We start from the raw sequence: 23,154 nt of genomic DNA, 5'->3' as shown, positions 1-23,154 counted from the left end.
GATGGTGCTTAGCAGGATCTTTTGTAGGTCGGTTTGCTGCACGTCAGGGAGCTAGCTGTGGGGCAGGGTGAGTGCTGTCGCTGTGCGGCCTGTGAGCGACCATGGGCTGTTTGGGCCTGATGGCTATGATGGTGGGTGGTGGAGTCGATTTTTTACAGTGCTTATGCGGGTTGTAAAGATAAGTCAATCCCTGGGCTGTTCAAATTCATTCGATCATGCTAAAACCTTGGGAGCGCTGATCTAGCTGCTTGAAAAAGAAGGGAAAAATATGACGAAGTCGGAGTTGATCGAACGAATTGTCACCCATCAAGGGCTACTCTCATCCAAGGATGTGGAGTTGGCCATCAAGACCATGCTTGAACAAATGTCTCAATGCCTCGCGACCGGGGATCGTATTGAAATCCGTGGTTTTGGCAGCTTCTCCCTGCATTACCGCGCCCCTCGTGTAGGCCGCAACCCCAAGACAGGCCAGTCGGTCAGCCTGGATGGAAAATTTGTGCCTCATTTCAAACCGGGCAAAGAGCTGCGAGACCGGGTGAACGAGGATGAGGAAGACGACATTTAACCTTCAGGGAACAGGAGTTGCCGATGCGTACCTTTAAGCGTGCTGCGTCAGTGGTATTTGGGCTGATTGTCATTTTTGGGGTGCTTATTTTTATCCTGGAAAATCAACAGCCTGTAGCATTGGTGTTTTTGGGCTGGCGCACACCCGAATTACCTGGGTCGTTGTTGATCATCTGCGCACTGCTGCTAGGTATGGCTATCGGCCCTGTTCTGGGTTGGCTAGCCTACAGTCGCAAAGCCCGCAAGCTGAAGCTCGAGCTGATGGTGCAAGCCAAGCCAGCAATTTAGGCGCGTCTGGATCCCATTTGCACCATGGATGGCGCATTAGGCAGGGAAAGGAATGTTTGGATAGTTGGTATTTAAAGAATGGTTTAAGCCTCAAACATTCCGTTGAGCCGGAAATAACATCATTGTGCCACTCTTATATTGAAATGTTCTGGAATGCTGGCAAAATGCGGGCTGCTCTCGATTGCCAGTGATTTTTATGCTTTATCAGGTGCGCATTGATGCTCAAGCCTGATGATTAAAACAATAAAAGCCAGTTAAGCGTATGTAAGAATTCCTGCATAACGAGCCCGCAGTTTCTTTTAGAAGGCAGGCCCCGGTTGTGAATAGCAAATCCCGTATCCCCGCTGGAAATCCGTCGTTTGAAGTGGACCTGTTCACTTTATTTCAGGCGGTCTGGAACAAAAAATCCATCATCATTGCAACGAGCGCGCTTTGTGGCATTGCAGCATTGGGTTATGCCTATTTCGTGACGCCTGAGTACCAGGTGAGCAGCATCTTGCGGCCTGCCGCGATCAACGAACTGGATGCCCTCAATCGTTCGGGTGTTTACACCTTGCCGCCTAAAGAAGCTTTGTTAAAAGTCGGTTCATCACTTGAGTCCTATGAGACGCGCCTGAGCTTTTTCAAAGCTAATCAGGCTCTGTTCAGCCAATTCAAGCGTCCGGGCCGGACCTTGGAGCAGAGTTTTGAAGATTTCAATCGTGACTCGCTTAAGCTGATTCTGCCTGATCCAACAAAAGCTGATTCGCTTAATGTTTCCATAGGCTTGGAGCTGAACTACCCCAAGGGTGTGGACGGTGTGCAAATTCTTAACGGATTTGTGGATCACGCCATTACAGCTGAGCGTGATCAAATTTCCGCCGATCTGAAGGTTATCGTCAATAATCGTTTAACCGAGCTCAAGGGTAAGATCGACGCTGCTCGCTCCAACTATGAGACCGAAAAGCAGGCGCGGATTGCTACCTTGCTCGAGACGGATAATCTCAAGCGCGCGCAATTGCAGGACGAACTCAAGGCTTTGCGTCAACAGCTCAAGACTGGACGCATGGATCGTATGGCCCAGTTGAGTGAGGCCATTGGCATTGCCAAGGCGCTGGGTATACAAAAGCCTACAACCCCCTCCGCTTTGGGCGATTCTGCGCGACCGGCTGATTCCAGTCTTATGCGCACCGAAATAAACAATCAACAGATCCCCTTGTACTTTCTTGGTGTAGAGGCGCTAGAGGCAGAGCGTGCTGCTTTGAAGAATCGTAGTAACGACGATTTTACCGAAAACCGTATCGCCCAGATCGCTCGTGAACTGTTGTTGTTGCAAAGCAACCGTGAAGTCGAAGTTCTTAAGCTGCGTCAAAATGAAGACCTCTTTTTAAGTGGTGTCGAGCCACTGCGTGCAGAAATTGTCCGTTTGGGTGGGGTTAGCAATCTCGATTTTACTAATTTGAAGCTGGTATCCATTGACCGCAAGGCTCTGGAACCCGTGGCTCCAATCAAGCCAAAAAAAGCCTTGATTACCTTGTTGGGGTTGGTGCTGGGCGCTCTGTTTGGCATCTTGATCGTTATCGCCAAGTACTTTGTAGCTCAGCGTCGTGACGGGCTTCACCAGCCTCTCTCGGTGCAAAGCCGAAGAGATCCGACTGAAACGACGGGTGCTGGTAACCTTTTACAAAAGGATCTGCGCTGATAGGGGGCTGGGCTGACACATTGCAAGCCACTAGTTGATGGATTAATTGCTTCTTCATGGAGCTGTACTGAGAGCAACCTGTACCTTATCAGCTCATGTTTCAACATGGCGCCGTCAACGGCGTCATGGGTTCGCACCATCAGTTGCAGATGGGCACCCTGAGTAATCTGTTAATCGACGGCGGTCTGTTTCAGGGCAATGAGCGCACTGTCAGCGGTGTCATCGGTGCATTGCATCCGCGAAAACTTTGTACTTGCCGGTATCAAAGTGCTGATGCTTACCCATGTCCAAGCTGATCATGTCGGATGCATTCCATAATTTTTTGGCGGCAGGTCTCAAGGATCCGATTGTGTGCAGTGATGCTCCCTCGCCGAAATTATTGGCGTTGGTGCTTTAAGGCTAATTGCGCCTGGAATTGAGCAGAGAGTCGGCACACATTGATCCTTGTCTGAGACGGCTGAAGCAGCACATGACCGAGATGCCTGCTCATCAGTGGTTCTGCATAAGTCAAGAATGACACTCTGCAGACGCAGACCAGATACAAAAGTACGGCCACCCAAGCGGTTATGTTGAATTGGAGGGCAAGCGCTGTATCATTCGCGCAGGCATCAGCACCTTGGGTGGCAATTTTCCCATGCCGATCAGCATGGTTTGCTCGGCTTTGTTTCAGGTATGAAGCATTGGGCCGAGATATATGCTTGGGGTATGGCGAAATAGTGGCGGAACGGGTGGTGGCAGTGAAATTGTCAAACCTGTATCAAACTCAAAACAGATTCGTTGAGGCAGTCATCCCGGCGAGCTGAAGGCCACCCTGTTATTGGCACATGCACTGTACGATGGTAAAACACGGAAGAACTTACTAAATGAATTATCCATGCCCATGATCAGCACCGCAGCAGCTCAGGAATCGACAGTGGCCACAACCGGCGAGTGGTATCTGGTGCAATGCAAGCCCAGACAGGACGAGCGTGCAGAAGAAAACCTTATACGCCAGGGTTATGGGTGTTCACGGCCCACATGCAGGCGTGAGCGAACCCTGCGTGGCCAGATGCACTACGCTGAGGAATCGCTGTTTCCTGGCTACTTGTTTATACATATGCCTGAAGGTGCCAACTGGGCTCCTCTACGTTCCACCCGTGGCGTAGCTCGCGTGGTGGCCTTTGGTGGTCGGCCGCTGGCAGTCGATCACGAGCTGATTATGCAGCTGCAGAGTCGCGCGAGTACTCATATTATCGCCAAATTTAACCCTGGCGATAAAGTCACCATCCTTGATCAAGGTTTCGCAGGTATTGAGTCCATTTTCATGACAATGGACGGCGAAGAGCGGGTCATCCTGCTTATTAACTTGATGAATCGTCAGCAACAGATCAGCTTGCCTTTGGCGAGTATCGCCAATCGTTGAATAAACGCAGACTGAAGCCGGGGCTATCAATAGTCTTACAACCGTTCTCAGGAAATCGACGAAGAATCCTGGGGCGGTAGCGTACTTTTTTAAAACTCAAATTTATCTCATCACCGGCCAGCGCTGCGAGTGGTGCATTCGAATAATTAAGGAAGTGCTTGAAACATGATCTCGATCAAGCGTAAAGGCATCATTCTTGCTGGTGGCTCAGGTACGCGCCTGCATCCGCTCACGCTGGGAGTCTCTAAACAGATGCTGCCGATCTACGACAAGCCGATGATCTTTTACCCGCTGTCTGTTTTGATGCTGGCGGGGATACAGGAAATTCTGATTATTTCTACTCCGGAAGATCTGCCAAGTTTTGAAAAATTGCTAGGTAATGGCAGTCATTATGGTATTGAGCTCAGTTATGCCGAACAACCTAGTCCCGACGGACTGGCACAAGCCTTTATTATTGGTGAGGCCTTTATTGGTCAAGATCCGGTCTGCCTGATTCTGGGTGACAATATTTTCTATGGACAGCACTTCTCGGACAACTTGCGCTCAGCAATGTCAAAGACGGTAGGTGCTACAGTTTTTGGTTATCACGTCAGTGACCCTGAGCGTTTTGGCGTCGTGGAGTTTGACAGCTCTGGCCAGGCGCTTAGCATCGAGGAGAAACCGCCTAAACCCAAATCGAACTATGCTGTGACCGGGCTGTATTTCTACGACAACCAGATTGTTGAGATAGCGAAGAAGATCAAACCTTCGGCAAGGGGCGAGCTTGAGATTACCGATGTCAACCAGGCATATCTAGAACAGAAAGAACTGAGCGTTGAAATATTGGGGCGCGGGTTTGCCTGGCTTGACACTGGGACCCATGAATCACTGCTGGAGGCGAGTCATTTTGTCCATACCATTGAGAAGCGCCAGGGATTGAAGGTTGCTTGCCTGGAAGAAATTGCATTCAACAATGGCTGGATAACCTCTCAGGTGTTGGCTGAGCAGGCCGAAAGATTTAAAAAAACCGGTTACGGACAATACCTGGGCAAGCTGTTATCTGAGGGGAGCGGTGCATGAAATTTATGCCATCAACATTGCCTGGCGTGGTGATCATCGAGCCGGACGTTTACGAAGATGAACGCGGCTGGTTCATGGAAAGTTTCAATGCTCGCAAGTTTGAAGACGGCTTGCAGCAATTGGGGCTACCGATTCCTGATCCCTTTGTACAAGACAATCAGTCTTGCTCCAGAAAGGGCGTGCTACGTGGATTGCATTATCAAATCGAGCCTTTTGCACAAGGGAAATTGGTCTGCGTAACCCAGGGTGCTGTTTTTGATGTGGCGGTCGACATTCGTGTGCAGTCGCCGACTTTTGGTCAATGGTTTGGACTGGAACTCAGTGCGGACAATAAAAAAATGTTGTGGATACCTGCGGGTTTTGCACATGGCTTTCTTGCGTTGGAAGACCATACAAAGTTCAGCTATAAAACCACCAATTTTTACGATCAGACATCGGAACGGAGTGTGCTCTGGTGTGATAAAGATCTTGCAATAGAGTGGCCGGATGTGAGGGATTATATAATTAATGAGAAAGACCGGCACGCCCCTGGGCTACGGCCGTAAAAAGTGATGATGGTTTTGGTATGCAGGGTATAAGGTTTTCAAGAAGTTAATGCAAATGGCGGATCGCTTACTGTGTGACTTGGAGGATAAACACTATTAAATCACGAGTGAGCAGGTGGGTGTGAGTGGAAAGTGTCAAAAGCAATGCAGTTTCTTATGGTGTGATACTGAGTGCATGCCTGTTGGTCGTCTTGGGTGATTTGCGCAGTCTAATATCGCCAACAGGATATTGGGCGCTCTGGGGTGTTGTTGTGCTGGTTGGGTTTTTAGCTGCTCCGGAGAGGCTGAACCTCAAGGTGTCTCGAGAGCTAGGTATTTATATGCTCGGATTCTTGTTGCTGTTTTTCGCCTTTGGGTTGTCAGCCTTAGTTAATCTCGACGTTCAGACTTTCTATCAGGCCCTCAAGGTGATGTGCATCGGACTAGTGTTTGTATGCATTTACACACACTCACAACGTCTTGAGCAAAGCAGTTACTTTTCGATCAGCGCGATCTCTATCTGCGTAGGTTTCTGCTGTTTTTTCTTTGCTAAGTACTTTTTGGTGGGCTTGTATATTGAGCTGGGTGATGGAAGGCAGGGCAGTCAGTTTGCATACCCCGGGGTTTTATGGAAAACCTGTGCTTTTTTTGCCGGGTTCGTGATCATTGGCATGCTGTTCGATGCGAAAAATAAAGTAGTTAGCCTTCTGGTCCTGATGGCGGCGCTGTATGTGCTGGTGATGGACTCCAGTCGCACAGGCTTCATAGTTTTCCTGTTCGAGTTGATTTTGATATTCCTGTTGAGTGTGCACGTTAGGCCACAAGTGACTCTGCTACTGTGCTTTCTCGGTTTGATAGCAGTTACAACGGGGTTGATACTGTACAGCAGCGGCTATGATTTTATGAATATGAATGACAGTCCCTTGGTGGTGGACAGACTCGCCGCAGGTGATCCTATTCGTTCTAGAATGCTGGCAGACGGCCTAAATCAATTTGAATCCTGCATGCCGTTTGGCTGTGGCTTCGGATCCACGACTACGCAAGTGGATGGCGAGCCGATGGTTGTACATAACGCATTTCTTACGTCTGGCGGAGACATGGGTGCATTGGGATTGATAGGTTTGCTGATCCTTGTGTTTACACCGTTATTGATCTTTATATCAAGGCTGTGGCGTTATGCGAAGTACCAGTACAAAGAAAAACAGGTCTTCATCTACTCTGTCGCTGCGTTCGGCGGTTCTTTGGGATTTGCGCTGTTGTTGATGCTGCATCCTTTCAGTACCGAACTGTCCGAGTGGGGGATCTGGATGATCATGACGTCCGCGCTATCCGTGTTGTCGCATCAGTTTTTGGTCGGCGAGCAGGGCCCACAGTCATAGTTCGGTGTCTACAATGAGAGTGCAATTCAAAAATGTGAGTTTGCTGTTTATAGCTCAATTGGTCAGCTATTTAATACCCATCCTGGAGATCCCTATTCTGGCGAAGTCGCTTGGGGTGGATCAATATGGTCAGGTCCTGCTCATTCAGACAACGGCATTGTTATGTTCTTTAATCGTCGAGTATGGGTTCTCGCTTAGCGGCGCAAGGCAGGTTGCCGTTTGCGGCATTGACAATAAATCGCAGCTTTCAAAGATTTACAATGGCGTGACGTCGGCCAAGGTTCTGTTGTCAGGCTCGATGATTGGCTTGTCAGTACTGGTACTTTCATTGGCGGATCTGAGTATCGGTTTTGAAGCAGTTGTGTGGGGGTATTTATATTTCCTCGCGTTCAGCTTCAGTAATATCTGGTTGTTCCAGGGATTGGAGAAAATCACCTTTGTAGTGGTATTCGAGTTGGTACTCAGATTTATAGGTTTGGGGGTGCTGTATCTGGTGTTGGCGCAATCTGCAAAAGCCGGTTTTGCGCTTATGATTATGTCCTCGTTTGCACTGTTGAATACAGTCATTGGCCTTTACCTGGCCCATAGGGTGGTCGGTTCCTTTTCAATCGACTTCAAGGCCGGCATGGAACAAATTAAAAAAGGTTTTCATGGATTTATATATAAAAGTTCCAATAACATCATGCTGAGTGCTGGCCCGGCTTTGGTAGGCGCTATGTGTGGCCAGGCATCCGTGGCCAAATTCGTTCCCGCCGAAAAAATAATAAAAGCCTCTGTGGGATTGGTGGGGCCGGTCCTCATAGGTTTGTACCCCTATTTGAGTCGGCGGCTGTTACAGACATCAGAAATAAACTTGAAGCTGTCGAGTGTGATTATCGCTTTTCTGTTCGCAGCGGGGATCGTAGGCGCGGCAATTATTGCCTGGGCGGGTGAGTTTTTAATCCATCTGATGCTCGGGCCTGGCTTCGAAGAGGCGGCCTCGATCCTGCAGGTGTTTGTGTTTATCATCCCGTTTCGTATGATGAACCAGTCTATTGGTCTCACCATCTTCATGCCCCTGGGTAAAGATAAAGTATTGAGCATGTGCTTGATGCTTTTCTCGATGCTGTCTTTGTGTTTAGCGGCGGTCTTGTCGTATGAGTATGATTTGGCAGGTATAGTTTATGGTCTGGTGCTGGCAGAGATTCTGTTTTCAATCACGTTGATCGTGCTGGCATTCAAAATAAAATAGAAGGCGGGTTTTATGATTACTGTACTGACAGCAACTTATAACCGTGCCTATACCCTGAGTCGGTTGTATGAAAGCCTAGCGCGGCAGACCAACGAGTCTTTCGAGTGGGTGGTTGTTGACGATGGTAGCACTGATAACACCCTTGACTTGTTAGCTGGTTTTCAAAAAGAGTCGAGTTTCCCGATTAAGGTCTTGCGGCAGGAAAATGCCGGAAAGCATATTGCTATCAATACTGGAGTATTGGCAGAAGGGCATGATTGGATATTGCTGGTGGACAGTGACGATGCCCTCTCACCGGATGCGATCGAGGTTTTTTTAAATGACTTAAGTGCCCATAGTGCCCAGGATATCGTGGGTTACTGTTACCGAAAAGCCGATCTTGACGGGCGCTTGATTGGTAATGTCATTACTGACGTTGCCGATGATTCTGCAATCATGCTACCTGTCGTGGCTGGCCCCTTATACGGTGGCGACTTGGCTTATGTGTTCAAGAGAAGCGTCTTGCTCAAACATCCATTCCCGAGGTTTGAAGGTGAGAAGTTCGTGCCTGAACTGTTGATCTGGAACAGAATTTCTGACGATGGAAAGATTCTGTATTTTCATCATAAATTCATCTATCTGTGTGAATATTTGGCAGATGGCTACTCGGCCAATTTTTATCGAAACCTGCAGCGAAACCCAAAGGGCTTTGGGTCTTTCTACAAAGAGCAAATAGGTCGTGAAACCAACCTGGTCAGGAAATTGAAGTGTACGATCCGCTATGTACAATGTGTTCTGTTTAACTTCAAAAACAGGCGTGTAATGTGACATGAAAATTTTATATATCATCACTGGGCTGGGAGTTGGTGGGGCAGAACGACAGGTTCTTGATCTGGCTGAACGATTTCATCGGCAGGGCCATGAAGTGAAGATTTGCTATCTCACCGGCTCGGCTTTATTGCGCCCCCAGAGCAGTGACATTGAACTTATTGCCTTGGATTTTGAAAAAAGTATTTCTGGAGTCATCGGCGGCCTATTTAAGCTAAGAGGGTTAATCAAAGATTTTGCTCCTGATGTGGTGCACGCCAATATGGTGCATGCTAACTTGGTCTCACGGATTATTCGGCCTTTCTGCTCAATAAAAAAACTTGTCAATACCGCACACAGTACGAATGAAGGTGGCAAAGTAAAAATGCTGGCTTACCGGCTAACACATTCATTGGCTGATGTGACAACAAATGTCACACACGAAGCGGTGAGGGTATTCGAGCAAAAAAAAGCGTGCCCAGTAGGCGAGATGTTAGCGATACCCAATGGGGTTGATACCGAGCGTTTTAAACCCGATCCAGTCGCACGGGCAGCACTGAGAAGTTCCGAAGGTCTTGACGAGCAGGACGAGCTGATTCTTGCAGTAGGTCGGTTAGTTGAAGCCAAAGACTATCAAAACCTGTTGCATGCCTTTAGCATTCTTTCTGAAAGTCGCCCAAAAGCAAAGTTGTGGATTGTAGGGGATGGCCCGCAAAACCAGTTCTTGGCGGATCTTTCCGGCTCTTTGGGACTGGATCATGCTGTCAAGTTTTTAGGCGTTAGATCTGACGTCGATAAAATTTATAACGCTGCAGACCTCTATGTGCTTTCCTCCGCATGGGAAGGATTTGGCTTGGTGGTTGCTGAGTCCATGGCCACGGAGAAACTTGTTGTCGCTACCGATTGCGGGGGGGTCAAAGAGGTGGTGGGTGGATTGGGTTTCCTTGTGCCTGCAAAAGACTCACAGCGTCTGGCGCAATCCATGTGTGCTGCTTTGGATTTAGCTCCGAGTGAGAAAAACCGAATGACAAGTTCGGCAAGATCAAGAATTATTGATCATTACTCGATTCATAAGATTGTAGAAATCTGGGCGGGTGTATACACGTAATAAAAAGGGTGTTCATTGAGTGCGATATTCGTCAGGTTCAAACATAAAGATCGCAGCGTTGAAGAGTGCTAGCGATAAAGATGATGAGTAAAAGTATAAGTTGTATTTGTTGTCTGGTTAATGTGTGTTGAATTATTTATTTTGGCTGTTCATGACTTTCTGGTCAGTGAGCCACAGGTTTTAAAAGATAAGGGTATATTCGATGACGCTGGCTGATTCTAATATTTGGCAAATGGTATGATTAACAGTATTGCTCTTGTAGGCACTGTCGCCTCCTGCGTAACAGGTTTTCGCAGAGACTTGATTAAATATTTAGTGGGTAAAGACATTACCGTTTATGCGTTTGCACTTGATTATGATGACGCTAGCAAGGCAGAAGTCAAGAAGCTGGGTGCAGTGCCTGTGGATTATACATTGAGCCGCTCGGGCCTCAATCCTTTCAAAGATATATCAGACACCATAAAGCTATCTAGAACTCTCCGTTCAATCAAACCTGATCTGGTTTTTTGCTACTTTTCCAAACCTGTCATTTTTGGAACCCTGGCAGCTAAATTAGCTGGGGTCAAAAGACGGATCGGTATGCTGGAAGGTTTGGGCTATGCTTTTACCGAACAACCTCACGCAGTGAAATTGAAAACGAAAATACTGAAAAATGTTCAGGTTATCTTGTATAAAATCTCAATGCCATTTCTGGAGCGTTTGATTTTGTTGAACGGCGATGACAAGAAAGACCTTGTCGATGCGTATGGTATTAACGTAAAAAACGTCGATATTATTGGCGGGATTGGCCTTGATTTAACCAGTTATCAGTATTCGGAACCGCCCCAAACACCGGTTGTATTTGTTTTTGTCGGACGTTTGTTAGCGGAAAAAGGGATACATGAATTTGTTAAGGCTGCTGAGCTTGTCAGGGAAAAATATACAGACTCGCGCTTTCTTGTACTGGGCGGGATAGACATTGCCAACCCGGGAGCTCTCACCGAGGATGCCCTCGACCATGCCATAAAAAGTGGGTTGATAACCTACCCTGGGCATGTAAATAATGTTATCGAATGGCTGCATACATCAAGCGTTTTTGTGCTCCCTTCTTACAGAGAGGGAGTACCCAGGAGTACCCAGGAGGCGATGGCGATCGGTCGCGCTGTCATTACCTCCGATGTGCCGGGGTGTCGTGATACCGTGGTTGATGGTGTCAACGGATTCTTGACCACCCCGTGGTCCACATTGGATTTATATGAGAAAATGGAAAAGTTCATGATCGACAGAAAATTGATTGTAACGATGGGCGTTGAAAGTCGCGAAATGGCTATGCGCGATTTTGATGTAAACAGCGTTAATGATAAAATCTATGGGTTTTTGAGTTGATCTTTGAAGTTCTAAAAAATATTCAAATACCTTAGGTGTGTTCATGATGGGTAAAGATCAACTCAATGCCTGTAATAAAATACTCGTTACTGGTGCCAGTGGCTTTTTAGGTTCTGCACTTGTGGACCGGTTAGCCTCCCGCGAAGGGGCTGCCGTTTTGGCAATGTTACGCAGTGAGCATGCGTTTTCCAGCCCAAATGTGGAACCGCTTTATGCTGATCTGGACAATCTTTCATCGCGCGCTTTATCACTAGCTGGGGTTGATGCGATTGTTCACTGCGCTGCGCGCGTACACGTAATGGATGATGGTTCCAGCGATCCTTTGACGGCATACCGAAAGATTAACGTGCAGGCCACTTTGGAGTTGGCCAATCAAGCGGTGTTGGCTGGCGTTAAGCGATTCATTTTTATCAGCTCAATCAAGGTTAACGGTGAAGCGACAGCTCCGGGCAAACCATACACGCCTGATGATCTTCCAGCCCCATTAGATCCTTATGGGGTGTCCAAGATGGAGGCGGAGGAGCAACTGAAGCTCCTCGCGGCTGCCTCAAATCTTGACGTTGTTATAATACGTCCGGTCCTGGTGTATGGTCCCGGTGTAAAAGCAAACTTCCACAGCATGATGCGATGGCTGAATAAAGGCTTGCCTTTGCCATTGGGTGGCGTTCGAAATCAGCGCAGCCTGGTTGCATTGGATAATTTGGTAGATCTGATTGTCACATGCCTTAACCATCCGGCTGCTGTTAATCAAACATTTCTGGTCAGTGACGGCGAAGATATGTCAACGACCCAATTGCTTAAGCGTATGGGAATTGCATTGTCACGGAGGGCACGTTTAGTGCCTGTGCCTGCAGCTGTTTTATTGACGTGTGCATCCGTTTTGGGACGCCGAGGGGTAGCCCAGCGCTTATGTGGTTCATTACAAGTAGATATTAAAAAAACACAAGATTTATTAGGCTGGTCCCCACCCATGTCGGTTGAGGATTCCTTGCGCAAAACCGCAGAAGCTTTCAAAAAGGCGTGAGTGGATTAATGAATCCTATGTTTGTAATGATGCGGAGTTGTCAATGAATTATTTGCTGTGGCTGGTCCCTGCTGTTGCGATACTGGCGCTTCTATTAACGTGGTTGTTACGACGGTACGCACTGGCGCGCAGCCTGATCGATATACCCAATGCGCGCAGTTCTCACTCAGTGCCTACACCCAGAGGTGGGGGTGTGGCTATCGTTATCAGTTTTCTTATTGCGCTTCCTTTTGTTTGGCTTGAAAACGCAATTGACAACCCTGTTTTTTTTGCACTAACAGGTGCGGGTGCTGCCATAGCATTGCTTGGATTTCTCGATGACCATGGCCATATTGCAGCGCGCTGGCGATTGCTTGGGCATTTTAGTGCCGCGGGATGGGCTATTTATTGGTTGGGAGGGCTGCCCGCGTTAAGTATTTTTGGACTCGACGTCGATATGGGTTGGCTGGGCTACATTTTCATTGCTCTATATCTTGTCTGGTTGCTCAATCTTTACAATTTCATGGATGGTATCGATGGCCTTGCCAGTATAGAAGCGCTGTGCGTGTGCCTGGGGAGCTGTTTGATCTACTGGTTGATCGGGGCCAGAGAGCTGGTTGTCCTTCCATTGCTCCTGAGCGCAGCCGTTGCTGGTTTCCTGTGCTGGAACTTTCCTCCCGCTAAAATATTCATGGGTGATGCGGGCAGTGGTTTTTTAGGCATCACCTTGGGTGTGATTTCATTGCATGCTGCATGGCATGATCAAACCTTGTTATGGGTCTGGTTGATACTCCTTGGGGTTTTTATCGTCGATGCGACTGTCACTCTTATTCGTCGCTTGCTGAATGGATGCAAGGTGTACGAGGCTCACCGTAGCCATGCCTATCAATTTGCATCCCGCTCCTTTGGGGGCCATTTGCCAGTGACAATGGCTGTTTTGGCGATAAACTGTTTGTGGCTGCTGCCCATAGCGCTATGTGTTGCCTTGCTGGGGCTCAATGGTGCAGTGGGACTGGTTGTCGCGTATGTCCCCCTCACGGTACTGGCCTTCAAGTTTCAAGCCGGGACAAAGGAAAATTCTTGAGGCTGGATGTTTAGTCAAGGATAGCGCATTGATTTTTTTGATGATGCATGCTCTGGCCGTGTGCGGGTTTGCAGTCATTATGTTTTTTGGTTGTTTTAGGGGGCAATATTTTCATGGATGGTATTAGGGCATATTTATTGAACTTATCGCGTAAGCAAAAGCGATTTATTCAAGTTGCGACAGATATTATTGTAGTCTGGCTGGCCCTATGGCTTGCATTTGTCGTGCGCCTCGGGATTGACGATATGATCAACCCGGTCAAGCTGCATATGTGGCTGTTTATCGGCGCCCCCTTGATTGCCATCCCGCTGTTTGTCCGTTTCGGTATGTACCGCGCCGTAATGCGCTATTTCGGCAACGATGCCCTGATCGCCATTATCAAGGCTGTCAGCCTCTCCTCGCTGATTCTGGCTGTGGTGGTGTACTGGTATAGCAACCATGAAAATGTCGTGCCTCGCTCGATCATTTTCAACTATTGGTGGCTTAGCCTGATCATGCTCGGTGGCCTGCGCCTTGCGATGCGCCAGTACTTCCTGGGTGACTGGTTCGCTGCCGCCCAACATGTGCCGTTTACCAATCGTGACGATGGCTTGCCCAGAGTAGCCATTTATGGAGCCGGCGCAGCTGGCAATCAATTGGTTGCCGCCTTGCGCATGGGCCGGATGATGCGCCCGGTCGCTTTTATTGACGATGACGGCAGCATTGCTGATCGCATCATCTCCGGCTTGCAGGTGTATACGCCTGCAAATATTCAACAGATGATCGATCGTACAGGTGCGCAGGAATTGCTTCTGGCGATTCCGTCCTCTTCCCGGGGGCGCCGTCGGGAAATCTTAGGTTTGCTTGAAGGTTTCCCGCTCCACGTCCGCAGTGTTCCCGGTTTTATGGATTTGGCCAGTGGCCGGGTCAAGGTCGATGATATCCAGGAAGTGGATATCGCCGATTTGCTGGGTCGTGATGCAGTCCCTGCTCAAGGTGAACTGTTAGAGCACTGCATCAAGGGGCAGTGCGTGTTGGTCACCGGTGCGGGTGGCTCCATTGGCTCGGAGCTGTGCCGGCAGATTCTTGCGCTGAGGCCGACGACGCTGCTGTTGTTTGAGCACAGCGAGTTCAATCTTTACAGTATTCTCAGCGAGCTGGAACAGCGGGTCAGTCGTGGGTCGCTGTCGGTCAAGGTTTTGCCGATTCTGGGGTCGGTGCGTAATCCGCAGAAGTTGCTGGACATGATGAAGACCTGGCAGGTCGATACGGTCTATCACGCTGCTGCCTACAAGCATGTGCCTATGGTCGAGCACAATATTGCCGAAGGCGTGTTGAACAATGTTATAGGCACGCTCAATACCGCCCAGGCTGCCTTGCAGTCCGGTGTGGCGAACTTTGTGCTGATCTCCACCGACAAGGCTGTAAGGCCGACCAATGTGATGGGCAGCACCAAGCGTCTGGCGGAGATGACACTTCAGGCTCTCAGTCGTGAAGTGGCTCCGGTACTGTTTGATGACAAGTCAAATGTCTCTCGGGTCAACAAGACTCGCTTCACCATGGTTCGTTTTGGCAATGTTTTGGGTTCATCAGGGTCGGTGATTCCGTTGTTCCACAAACAGATCAAGGCTGGCGGTCCCTTGACCGTTACTCACCCCAAGATCACTCGTTACTTCATGACTATCCCGGAGGCTGCCCAACTGGTGATTCAGGCGGGTTCAATGGGGCAGGGCGGGGATGTGTTCGTCCTCGATATGGGCGAGCCGGTAAAAATCGTCGAGCTGGCAGAGAAGATGATCCACCTGTCGGGCTTGAGTGTCCGTTCCGAAAAAAATCTTCATGGCGATATCGAAATCGAGTTCACCGGCTTGCGTCCCGGTGAAAAACTTTACGAAGAGCTACTGATCGGGGATAACGTCGTAGCAACCCAGCACCCGATGATCATGAGTGCCAACGAAGACATGTTGTCCTGGGATGAGCTTAAGGGGCGGTTAGGGCTATTACTCGACGCGGTTGATCAGGATGACTATGCCCGGGTTCGCCAACTGTTGCGTGAGACGGTAAGTGGCTATTCGCCCGAAGGGGATATTGTGGATTGGATCTACCAGCAAAGTCGTGTAGAACCGTCTTGAAATGGCTACCCTGCCCCTTGCCTTAGAGGGGGGCTACCCTTTGCACTTAATGAATTTATACCCTGTGAATTTGGCATTGACCTGCAACTGTACGCTGCAGTTTTTCTAAACCAGCCCGCAAACCTAGCAGGCGTGTAAAAGAAAGCATCTCCCTGCGTGCTTGATCCGAAGCTTTTACGCTCCTGATAAAACCTGCGCTTCGATACCAATCCTGGTGTCTGAGTGACGGTGTTCGTTAATCACCTCTTCTTGCACGGCGTTGTTTGGATAAACCGCGATTTAGCAAGGCAAAAACGCCTGAGGATAACCATTCGTTTTGCCATGTATGCGACTTGCTTAAATCCCCTGCTTGAAGCATCAGTGTGAGCTGATGCTTCAAGCTTTCTGAGAGCGACTTGCGGGAATTTAGATAATGGGCGCACTGGCAGGAGTGGCAGGGATAGTTGCAGAATTAGCCTTTTTGCTCATGAACCTTTTTTCAATATGGATATAGGTCAGTGTCGATACCCAGGTTATCAACGGTATCGCAATCAAGTTGATTGACCAAAATGTTGTTTTGGATATTGTTGACATGTCTACGAAGTGTGAAGCAATTTTGAATGTCAAATAGATGATGGGCAAATGCATCAGATAAATGCTGTAGCTGATATCACTCAATCGGTTAAGACACTGCGCATGTAAGATCCTGGGATTTGCAAGCGTAATGCACAAAAAGAAACAGGATGTGAGCGCGAATCGAAGCGCGTCGTATCCTTGTGGATTTTTGGTTCCGCAAGTGTATATAAATATGCCGAGCGCAATGATTGAGAGAGGCCAGGTCGCCGGCATGGTATGGCGGAGTTTGTTGTGAAGGGCTGCGGCAATAATACCGCTCAAAAAGTATGCCCAGCAAACAATGGTGCTCATGCTCAAGTCGATGGCAGCGAGTAATAATGCAATGGCCAGTACCCATTTGTTATATCTGGACTTGTAAGTCAGTGCAATAAGGGGTAGGACTGCATAGAATCGCCACTCATGGACCAGTGTCCAAGTGACTGAATTGAGCGGGGTCAGTACGATGCCGCCGATTTTGGATGGACCGTCAAGGAAGTTGAAGGTCAACATGCTGGCGACAGTCAGAAGTGTTTCTTTGTTGAAGATGTCGAAACCGGAATACAGGGCGGCAATGACAAAGACTATCAGTGAAGAGAAATAGTATAAGGGGGCTACGCGCCTGACGCGACCTTCAAAGAATTTTTCCCACTGGATGGCCGGACTTTTCATTATTTTATCGAAAAATAAAAAACCTGTAATGCAGAAAAATATTTGCACGCCAAAGGAGCCCAGGTTTACATATATCCAACCCCATGAAGAAAAATTATCGTTTTTCATTCCCATGTTGGCCAGCATGAAGGGAGCATGATTGATAACAACAAATACGGCCGCGAGACCTCTCAATCCGTTGATGAACTTATAGTCATGCTTGACTTCATTTAGCTCTATTTTGCTTTTGAGCAAAGTTGAAAAAAGTAAAAATAACAAGATGATTGATAAGGTTATTGCGAGTGTTTCCAGGGTGAATTCAGTATTCATTTTTATCGTTGGAATCCAAGTGTTTTTTAAATGCCACATTGTTGTTCAGCGTAAATCGCATTGTGACTGATTGTGTTTGTCTTCAAGATTGAGGGTGTCCAAGGTGGTCAACGTCCGGACATTGGATCGAATCATATCGCTCCAAGCCGAAAACTGCTAGGGAGGCTTAGGAAAAATCCGCTAGGCCTGTGTCAGTGTTCAACAGTATGAAATGGCCACGCACGCCAGTTGTTAAATGATTTGAGCCTAATTATCCTTGGCCTTGGAAGTGGTTTTTTTAGCACTGGCTAGTAGTCCGGTTTATGTGTAAGTGTCTGAATTCCCTACTTCTAAAAGCATACACACTCTGCAATGCACCCGTTTTTGACATTTTCCAGCCATCGCCTAAGTTTGAAATACAGCTCAGGAAAGCTGTTTTTAAATTAACGATGTTATGGAGTGTCAATTATGCGTACTGCTTTTCTCTCTTCGATTTTCTTTGCCTTGATGGTAGGTGTTTCCAGTGTGGCCCATGCCGCACCTGCGGCCGGAGCAGTTGAACCGGTGGTTGCTGCGCCAGTAGTGCTGGATGCCAAAGTGGTGACGATTAATATCAATACCGCAGATGAGGCTACCCTGCAGCGTGAACTTTCGGGTGTAGGGGCTGTTAAAGCCAAGGCGATCGTGGCTTATCGCGAGGCCAATGGTGATTTTACTTCAGTCGATGAGTTGCTTGAGGTCAAAGGCATAGGCAAGGTTATTCTGGAGAGAAACCGCGACAAGATCGTAATCAGCTAAGCCAGGTAACAGAACGAAAAAAGCCAGTCATAGACTGGCTTTTTTGTGGCTGTCAGCAAGCGTTCAGGCATAAGGCGCTGACGACTTCAATGTACTGCGCGTGACTTCGAAAATCTTCTGTTTCAGTGCATCACTCTCTGCGCCGCGAGCCAGAACCAGTGCGCCTACCAGGGTAGCGAAAATCACGATGCTTTTGTCTTCAGTGTCTGACCCTTGCAGGGTCGTCTGGATCTGTTTGAGCCTGGCATCGATGACATGGTCGGTGGTGACACTTGCCTGGCCCTGTTGGGCCATTTCAGCGGACATGGTCGGCAACGGGCAACCCTCATGGGGGGAGGTCAGATGCCACTCAGACAAGTAAGCATCGATAAATGCGTGCAGGGGGTGGGGCTGGCTGAACAGTTCGGCGCAGATACCGTCAACCTGGTTGGCTGCGTGCTGCAAGGCTTTTTCTACCAGGTCGTTTTTGGATGAAAAATGAGCATAGAAACCACCGTGAGTAAGGCCCAGTGATTTCATCAGGGGTTGCAGGCCTGTGGCGCCAATACCGTGTCGTCGAAAGAGCCCGGATGCTTCTTTAACGATGCGCTGATGGGTTTGGGCTTTATGATCTTGTGAATAGCGCATGACAGGTGTCTCTTTATGCAATGGACCATCATAGCGTCGACCTTCAAACAGATGCAGTGGTTAATCATGCAACTGTTTGTAGGTTTTTCCTCACCGATGCTCATTCCTTGGCATGCAGGCCCTGAGCGCTTGTCTGACTACCTGTCTTTTGATTCCTTGGCGTCCATTTCGGCATTGCGTTCGGCAACACGTTTGCGTTGCTCATCGGTCAGTTCAACTTTATTGGCTGTGTCACGTAGTGTCATCAGGGCGCCTACAATGACACCGATAGCGACGACGAGAATTAACCAGGCATACCAAGGCATAGAGTGTTCTCCGTGTTGAGTGCAGCACAGGGCAGGGGTTGCGCTGTGTGCTGCTGTTTATCCTGTTAAGTGAGTAAGTGTTGATTGCTTTCAGTGTAGGCCGGTTATTCAGTCATGTGCGGTATAAGCTTGGTAAAGACTAAAATCGTGTATTTGCGATCATCGGGTGCCGGTAAGCGGCTGGTTCCGCTACAATGCGCGCCGATTTCGACCAGCCTGAGAACCCGCTAATGTCCGACTGCCAGACTCCTATTATCGTCGCCCTGGATTTCCCGACCCGTGACGCCGCATTGAAACTGGCTGATCAGTTGGACCCCAAGCAGTGCCGTGTCAAGGTGGGCAAAGAGCTGTTCACCAGTTGCGCTTCGGAAATCGTCGGTACTTTGCGCGACAAGGGTTTTGAAGTATTTCTGGACCTGAAGTTCCACGATATCCCCAATACCACGGCAATGGCGGTCAAGGCCGCAGCTGAAATGGGCGTATGGATGGTTAACGTTCACTGTTCGGGCGGCTTGCGCATGATGGCCGCTTGCCGCGAAGTACTCGACAAGCGCACCGGCCCGCAGCCGTTGCTGATTGGCGTGACCGTGTTGACCAGCATGGAGCGTGAAGACCTGGCCGGTATTGGCCTGGATATTGAGCCTCAGGAGCAAGTGTTACGCCTTGCAGCCCTGGCCGACAAGGCCGGTATGGATGGCCTGGTGTGTTCGGCCCTGGAGGCGCAAGCGCTGAAGGCCGCGCACCCGGGTCTGCAACTGGTAACCCCGGGGATTCGTCCTGCGGGCAGTGCGCAGGACGATCAGCGTCGTATCCTGACGCCTCGCCAGGCACTGGATGCAGGTTCTGATTATCTGGTAATCGGGCGCCCGATCAGCCAGGCAGTGGATCCGGCCAAGGCACTCGCTGCCGTGGTAGCTGAGCTGGCTTAAGGCTGTTTGCCACCGTTCTGATTCGGCAATCGCGGGCAAGCCCGCGATTGCCGCGCCGCGGTCTGCCTTGACAGGCCGCGGTGCCTGTATTGCGAGCAAGTCCGCTGCCACCTGTATGTGGTGTGTCAGACCTTCAACACCAGCTTGCCGTGATTTTCCCCGCTGAACAGCTTCGCCAGGCTTTCCGGGAAGCTTTCCAGGCCTTCAACAATATGCTCTTTGCTTTTCAACTGGCCCTTGAGCAGCCAGCCCGCCATCTCTTGTCCGGCTGCTGCATAGCGATCGGCATAGTCCATTACCACAAAGCCTTCCATGCGGGCGCGATTGACCAGCAGTGACAAGTAGTTGGCCGGACCTTTAACGGCTTCCTTGTTGTTGTACTGGCTGATGGCTCCGCAGATGATGACCCGCGCCTTGAAATTCAAACGGCTCAATACGGCGTCGAGAATATCGCCGCCCACGTTGTCGAAAAACACATCTACACCCTTGGGGCATTCGCGTTTGAGGCCTGCGAGCATATCTTCGTTCTTGTAGTCGATTACACCGTCAAAGCCGAACTCCTCGACCAGCCGCTTACATTTCTCTTGGCCGCCGGCAATGCCTACCACGCGGCAGCCCTTCAACTTGGCGATTTGCCCGGCAATGCTGCCAACAGCACCCGCTGCGCCGGAAATCACCACGGTGTCTCCTGTTTTCGGTGCGCCGACGTCCAGCAGGGCGAAGTAGGCCGTCATGCCCGTCATGCCCAGTGCGGACAGATACACGGGCAGCGGTACCAGTTTCGGGTCGACCTTGTAGAAACCACGTGGCTCACCGGTGAAGTAATCCTGCATTCCCAGGGCACCGTTGACGTAATCCCCCACAGCAAAGCCCGGGTGGGCGCTGGCAATCACCTTGCCCACTCCCAGGGCGCGCATCACATCACCCAGCGCTACCGGCGGAATATAGGACTTGCCTTCGTTCATCCAGCCACGCATGGCCGGGTCGAGGGACAAGTATTCATTTTTGACCAGGATCTGGCCGTCCTTGGGCTGTACTACGGGCACTTGCTGGAAGGTGAAGGTATCGCGGGTTGCTGCACCGACTGGACGTTTGGCGAGCAGGAATTGGCGGTTTGTCTGGTCAGTCATTGCTATAACTCTTTAGAGATTGATGGCTGTTGATAGACCTTCTCACGCTACAGGGCAAGTGAATACGCGCTTACGAATAGGTTTTTATCAGTGATGGTGATGGTTGTAGGCAGTCTTTTATCACTCGGATAAATAGGCGGATGGCCGTGTCCGAACGTTTCGGGGGTACAGATGCACTCTGCTGAGGGTTAAGACGATGGGCATGACGTTTACGGGGCAAGTGGCTGTAGTGACAGGGGGCGGGGCCGGTATCGGGAGGGCCGCGGCGCTGGCATTTGCCGGCGAGGGTTTGAAGGTGGTGGTGGCTGATCGGGATGTGGCAGCGGGTGAAGACACTGTCGAGCAGATAAGGGCTGCGGGCGGCAGTGCTGTTTTCGCAGGCTGCGATGTCACTGTAGAGGCGCAGGTCAGGCAACTGATGGAGCAGACAATCAGCACCTACGGGCGTCTGGACTATGCCTTCAACAATGCCGGGATCGAGATCGAGCATAGTCGCCTGGCCGACGGTACCCTGGATGAGTTCGATGCGATCATGGGGGTAAACGTCAAGGGCGTTTGGCTGTGCATGAAATATCAGCTGCCATTGATGCTGGCCCAGGGCGGCGGGGCGATCGTCAATACCGCCTCGGTGGCCGGACTGGGCGCCGCGCCAAAGATGAGCATTTACTCGGCGTCCAAACATGCGGTGATCGGGCTGACCAAATCGGCAGCCATTGAGTATGCGAAAAAGCATATTCGGGTGAACGCGGTGTGCCCGGCGGTCATCGATACCGATATGTTCCGCCGCGCTTATGAGGTCGACCCGCGCAAGGCTGAATTTGCCGCCGCGATGCACCCGGTGGGGCGTATCGGCACGGTCGAAGAAGTTGCCAGCGCCGTGCTGTACCTGTGCTCGGATGGCGCAGCATTTACCACAGGCCATGCGCTGGCGGTCGATGGCGGGGCACTGGCGATCTGATAGCTCAGCGTGATTTGACGTTCAGGATCATCAGGGTCAGTACGCCCGCAACAATGCCCCAGAAAGCCGAGCCAATTGAAAACAGGGTCATGCCCGATGCGGTGACCATAAAGGTCACCAGGGCAGCTTCACGCTCCCTGGCTTCGCCCATGGCAATACTCAGCCCGTTCATGATCGAGCCGAACAGTGCCAGTGCGGCAATCGACAGCACCAGTTCCTTGGGCAATGAGGCGAACAGGGCGGCCAGGGTGGCGCCGAATATGCCGGCGATGCCATAGAAAACTCCGCACCACACGGCTGCGGTGTAGCGTTTTTTCGGGTCTTCGTGGGCATGGGGGCCGGTGCAGATGGCGGCACTGATGGCTGCCAGGTTGATGCCGTGGGAGCCGAAGGGGGCGAGCAGCAAGGAGGCTACCCCGGTGGTGGTGATCAGCGGCGAGGCGGGCACGTCATAGCCATCGGCCCGCAGTACGGCGATGCCCGGCATGTTTTGCGAGGTCATGGCCACCACAAACAGCGGGATACCGATGCTGATGGTTGCCGCCAGCGAAAAGGACGGCGTGGTCCACACCGGCACGGCCACTTCAAGGGAAAAACCGCTGAAGTCCAGCAGCCCGAGCATGCCCGACAGCAGGGTGCCGATCAGCAGCGCCGCCAGTACGGCGTAGCGGGGTGACAGGCGCTTGACGATCAGGTAGGTGAAAAACATGCCGATCACCAGGCCGGTGCGATGTTGCGCCGCGACGAAGATTTCGCTGCCGATTTTAAACAGGATGCCCGCCAGCAACGCGGCGGCCAGGGATGAGGGGATGCGCTTGACCAGGCGCTCAAAACTGCCGGTGATGCCACAGATGATCACCAGTACCGCGCAGGTGATATAGGCGCCGATGGCCTCGCCGTAACTGACGCCGCCAAGGCTGGTGATCAGCAGTGCCGCCCCCGGTGTGGACCAGGCGATGGTGATCGGTGTGCGATAACGCAAAGACAAGCCTATGCTGCAAACAGCCATGCCGATCGACAGTGCCCAGATCCATGATGAAATCTGCCCGCTGGTAAGTCCCGCTGCCTGACCCGCCTGGAACATCAGGACCAGGGAGCTGGTGTAGCCGGTCATCATGGCGATAAAGCCTGCGACCACCGCCGAGGGCGAGGTGTCTGCCAGTGGATGCAAGCGCGGCTGCGGGGTGTCGGTCATGGAACGGTCTTCCTTGTGTGCTATAGGAGTTCGGGCAGGCGACAAGCCTAAACGTAAAGGTTGCATCTAGTTGCGA

Annotated in this window: 22 protein-coding genes; 17 read left to right on the top strand and 5 right to left on the bottom strand. The window is 50.4% G+C overall.

Features of this window, described 5'->3' with window-relative positions; translation table 11 throughout:
- Positions 1–268: 268 nt before the first annotated feature.
- The 14 genes from ihfB to HBN79_RS09800 all read left to right on the top strand — a co-directional run bounded on the left by ihfB (position 269) and on the right by HBN79_RS09800 (position 15,585).
- Entirely contained in the window at positions 269–565 is a 297-nt protein-coding gene (gene ihfB / locus HBN79_RS09865) for an integration host factor subunit beta (RefSeq protein WP_003447108.1), read from the top strand.
- Between the two features lie 23 nt (positions 566–588).
- Positions 589–852 (top strand): lipopolysaccharide assembly protein LapA domain-containing protein, encoded by a 264-nt coding sequence (locus HBN79_RS09860; protein WP_095019026.1) that lies wholly within the window; start codon positions 589–591, stop codon positions 850–852.
- A 319-nt stretch (positions 853–1,171) separates the two neighbouring features.
- Positions 1,172–2,533 carry a Wzz/FepE/Etk N-terminal domain-containing protein gene (locus tag HBN79_RS09855; RefSeq protein ID WP_178084398.1) on the top strand — a complete coding sequence of 454 codons (1,362 nt, stop codon included), beginning with the start codon at positions 1,172–1,174 and terminating at the stop codon, positions 2,531–2,533.
- A gap of 874 nt (positions 2,534–3,407) precedes the next feature.
- The gene (gene rfaH, locus HBN79_RS09850) at positions 3,408–3,935 is read left to right on the top strand and encodes a transcription/translation regulatory transformer protein RfaH (protein ID WP_169916667.1); all 528 of its coding nucleotides are present in this window, start codon (positions 3,408–3,410) and stop codon (positions 3,933–3,935) included.
- A 165-nt stretch (positions 3,936–4,100) separates the two neighbouring features.
- Positions 4,101–4,994 (top strand): glucose-1-phosphate thymidylyltransferase RfbA, encoded by an 894-nt coding sequence (gene rfbA / locus HBN79_RS09845; protein WP_095019024.1) that lies wholly within the window; start codon positions 4,101–4,103, stop codon positions 4,992–4,994.
- Positions 4,991–5,539 carry a dTDP-4-dehydrorhamnose 3,5-epimerase gene (rfbC, locus tag HBN79_RS09840; protein WP_169916666.1) on the top strand — a complete coding sequence of 183 codons (549 nt, stop codon included), beginning with the start codon at positions 4,991–4,993 and terminating at the stop codon, positions 5,537–5,539. The genes rfbA and rfbC overlap by 4 nt, the downstream gene beginning before the upstream one ends.
- A 125-nt stretch (positions 5,540–5,664) precedes the next feature.
- Entirely contained in the window at positions 5,665–6,897 is a 1,233-nt protein-coding gene (locus tag HBN79_RS09835) for a hypothetical protein (protein ID WP_138738852.1), read from the top strand.
- Positions 6,898–6,910: 13 nt separating this feature from the next.
- Positions 6,911–8,128: an oligosaccharide flippase family protein gene (locus HBN79_RS09830; RefSeq protein WP_169916665.1), complete on the top strand. Its 1,218-nt coding sequence runs from the start codon at positions 6,911–6,913 to the stop codon at positions 8,126–8,128.
- Positions 8,129–8,140: 12 nt separating this feature from the next.
- Positions 8,141–8,935: a glycosyltransferase family 2 protein gene (locus HBN79_RS09825; protein WP_169916664.1), complete on the top strand. Its 795-nt coding sequence runs from the start codon at positions 8,141–8,143 to the stop codon at positions 8,933–8,935.
- Position 8,936: 1 nt separating this feature from the next.
- A complete protein-coding gene (locus HBN79_RS09820) occupies positions 8,937–10,022 on the top strand; it encodes a glycosyltransferase (protein ID WP_095025921.1) in 1,086 nt (361 codons plus the stop codon).
- Positions 10,023–10,259: 237 nt separating this feature from the next.
- Positions 10,260–11,387, top strand: coding sequence for a glycosyltransferase family 4 protein (locus HBN79_RS09815; RefSeq protein ID WP_169916663.1), 1,128 nt, complete (start codon positions 10,260–10,262; stop codon positions 11,385–11,387).
- A gap of 43 nt (positions 11,388–11,430) precedes the next feature.
- Positions 11,431–12,411 (top strand): SDR family oxidoreductase, encoded by a 981-nt coding sequence (locus HBN79_RS09810; RefSeq protein WP_238705570.1) that lies wholly within the window; start codon positions 11,431–11,433, stop codon positions 12,409–12,411.
- 43 nt (positions 12,412–12,454) lie between these two features.
- Positions 12,455–13,474, top strand: coding sequence for a glycosyltransferase family 4 protein (locus HBN79_RS09805; RefSeq protein WP_095025923.1), 1,020 nt, complete (start codon positions 12,455–12,457; stop codon positions 13,472–13,474).
- A gap of 113 nt (positions 13,475–13,587) precedes the next feature.
- Positions 13,588–15,585 carry a nucleoside-diphosphate sugar epimerase/dehydratase gene (locus tag HBN79_RS09800; RefSeq protein ID WP_095025924.1) on the top strand — a complete coding sequence of 666 codons (1,998 nt, stop codon included), beginning with the start codon at positions 13,588–13,590 and terminating at the stop codon, positions 15,583–15,585.
- 405 nt (positions 15,586–15,990) lie between these two features.
- On the opposite strand, the gene HBN79_RS09795 is transcribed toward HBN79_RS09800, so the two are convergent.
- The gene (locus HBN79_RS09795) at positions 15,991–17,157 is read right to left on the bottom strand and encodes an acyltransferase (RefSeq protein WP_169916662.1); all 1,167 of its coding nucleotides are present in this window, start codon (positions 17,155–17,157) and stop codon (positions 15,991–15,993) included.
- Positions 17,158–17,604: 447 nt separating this feature from the next.
- Here HBN79_RS09795 and HBN79_RS09790 point away from each other — a divergent pair, with 447 nt between their 5' ends.
- Complete coding sequence (locus tag HBN79_RS09790) at positions 17,605–17,934, top strand: helix-hairpin-helix domain-containing protein (RefSeq protein WP_095002782.1); 330 nt, start codon at positions 17,605–17,607, stop codon at positions 17,932–17,934.
- 63 nt (positions 17,935–17,997) lie between these two features.
- Here HBN79_RS09790 and HBN79_RS09785 read toward each other — a convergent pair whose 3' ends face one another.
- Both HBN79_RS09785 and HBN79_RS09780 read right to left on the bottom strand, forming a co-directional pair.
- A complete protein-coding gene (locus HBN79_RS09785; protein WP_169916661.1) occupies positions 17,998–18,561 on the bottom strand; it encodes a TetR/AcrR family transcriptional regulator in 564 nt (187 codons plus the stop codon).
- Positions 18,562–18,698: 137 nt separating this feature from the next.
- Positions 18,699–18,866, bottom strand: coding sequence for a DUF2897 family protein (locus HBN79_RS09780; RefSeq protein ID WP_095002780.1), 168 nt, complete (start codon positions 18,864–18,866; stop codon positions 18,699–18,701).
- Positions 18,867–19,096: 230 nt separating this feature from the next.
- On the opposite strand from HBN79_RS09780, the gene pyrF reads away from it, so the two are divergent.
- Entirely contained in the window at positions 19,097–19,795 is a 699-nt protein-coding gene (pyrF, locus tag HBN79_RS09775) for an orotidine-5'-phosphate decarboxylase (protein ID WP_165446498.1), read from the top strand.
- A 125-nt stretch (positions 19,796–19,920) separates the two neighbouring features.
- On the opposite strand, the gene HBN79_RS09770 is transcribed toward pyrF, so the two are convergent.
- Entirely contained in the window at positions 19,921–20,925 is a 1,005-nt protein-coding gene (locus HBN79_RS09770) for an NADP-dependent oxidoreductase (RefSeq protein WP_095002778.1), read from the bottom strand.
- A gap of 196 nt (positions 20,926–21,121) precedes the next feature.
- Here HBN79_RS09770 and HBN79_RS09765 point away from each other — a divergent pair, with 196 nt between their 5' ends.
- The gene (locus HBN79_RS09765; protein WP_169916660.1) at positions 21,122–21,883 is read left to right on the top strand and encodes an SDR family oxidoreductase; all 762 of its coding nucleotides are present in this window, start codon (positions 21,122–21,124) and stop codon (positions 21,881–21,883) included.
- A 4-nt stretch (positions 21,884–21,887) separates the two neighbouring features.
- On the opposite strand, the gene HBN79_RS09760 is transcribed toward HBN79_RS09765, so the two are convergent.
- The gene (locus HBN79_RS09760; RefSeq protein ID WP_095025014.1) at positions 21,888–23,078 is read right to left on the bottom strand and encodes a benzoate/H(+) symporter BenE family transporter; all 1,191 of its coding nucleotides are present in this window, start codon (positions 23,076–23,078) and stop codon (positions 21,888–21,890) included.
- Between the last annotated feature and the right edge of the window lie 76 nt (positions 23,079–23,154).

Source organism: Pseudomonas sp. WS 5051 (assembly GCF_012985715.1).
GTDB lineage: Bacteria > Pseudomonadota > Gammaproteobacteria > Pseudomonadales > Pseudomonadaceae > Aquipseudomonas > Aquipseudomonas bubulae.
Note: the sequence above shows the minus strand (reverse complement) of the source record. Positions and strands in the feature narration are given on the sequence as shown.

What these genes read in the sequence shown, in the direction of transcription:
- ihfB (WP_003447108.1), top strand. Translation starts at nt 269, where the DNA reads ATGACGAAGTCGGAGTTGATCGAACGAATTGTCACCCATCAAGGGCTA.
- HBN79_RS09860 (WP_095019026.1), top strand. Translation starts at nt 589, where the DNA reads ATGCGTACCTTTAAGCGTGCTGCGTCAGTGGTATTTGGGCTGATTGTC.
- rfaH (WP_169916667.1), top strand. Translation starts at nt 3,408, where the DNA reads ATGCCCATGATCAGCACCGCAGCAGCTCAGGAATCGACAGTGGCCACA.
- rfbA (WP_095019024.1), top strand. Translation starts at nt 4,101, where the DNA reads ATGATCTCGATCAAGCGTAAAGGCATCATTCTTGCTGGTGGCTCAGGT.
- rfbC (WP_169916666.1), top strand. Translation starts at nt 4,991, where the DNA reads ATGAAATTTATGCCATCAACATTGCCTGGCGTGGTGATCATCGAGCCG.
- HBN79_RS09830 (WP_169916665.1), top strand. Translation starts at nt 6,911, where the DNA reads ATGAGAGTGCAATTCAAAAATGTGAGTTTGCTGTTTATAGCTCAATTG.
- HBN79_RS09825 (WP_169916664.1), top strand. Translation starts at nt 8,141, where the DNA reads ATGATTACTGTACTGACAGCAACTTATAACCGTGCCTATACCCTGAGT.
- HBN79_RS09820 (WP_095025921.1), top strand. Translation starts at nt 8,937, where the DNA reads ATGAAAATTTTATATATCATCACTGGGCTGGGAGTTGGTGGGGCAGAA.
- HBN79_RS09815 (WP_169916663.1), top strand. Translation starts at nt 10,260, where the DNA reads ATGATTAACAGTATTGCTCTTGTAGGCACTGTCGCCTCCTGCGTAACA.
- HBN79_RS09810 (WP_238705570.1), top strand. Translation starts at nt 11,431, where the DNA reads ATGATGGGTAAAGATCAACTCAATGCCTGTAATAAAATACTCGTTACT.
- HBN79_RS09805 (WP_095025923.1), top strand. Translation starts at nt 12,455, where the DNA reads ATGAATTATTTGCTGTGGCTGGTCCCTGCTGTTGCGATACTGGCGCTT.
- HBN79_RS09800 (WP_095025924.1), top strand. Translation starts at nt 13,588, where the DNA reads ATGGATGGTATTAGGGCATATTTATTGAACTTATCGCGTAAGCAAAAG.
- HBN79_RS09795 (WP_169916662.1), bottom strand. Translation starts at nt 17,157, where the DNA reads ATGAATACTGAATTCACCCTGGAAACACTCGCAATAACCTTATCAATC.
- HBN79_RS09790 (WP_095002782.1), top strand. Translation starts at nt 17,605, where the DNA reads ATGCGTACTGCTTTTCTCTCTTCGATTTTCTTTGCCTTGATGGTAGGT.
- HBN79_RS09785 (WP_169916661.1), bottom strand. Translation starts at nt 18,561, where the DNA reads ATGCGCTATTCACAAGATCATAAAGCCCAAACCCATCAGCGCATCGTT.
- HBN79_RS09780 (WP_095002780.1), bottom strand. Translation starts at nt 18,866, where the DNA reads ATGCCTTGGTATGCCTGGTTAATTCTCGTCGTCGCTATCGGTGTCATT.
- pyrF (WP_165446498.1), top strand. Translation starts at nt 19,097, where the DNA reads ATGTCCGACTGCCAGACTCCTATTATCGTCGCCCTGGATTTCCCGACC.
- HBN79_RS09770 (WP_095002778.1), bottom strand. Translation starts at nt 20,925, where the DNA reads ATGACTGACCAGACAAACCGCCAATTCCTGCTCGCCAAACGTCCAGTC.
- HBN79_RS09765 (WP_169916660.1), top strand. Translation starts at nt 21,122, where the DNA reads ATGGGCATGACGTTTACGGGGCAAGTGGCTGTAGTGACAGGGGGCGGG.
- HBN79_RS09760 (WP_095025014.1), bottom strand. Translation starts at nt 23,078, where the DNA reads ATGACCGACACCCCGCAGCCGCGCTTGCATCCACTGGCAGACACCTCG.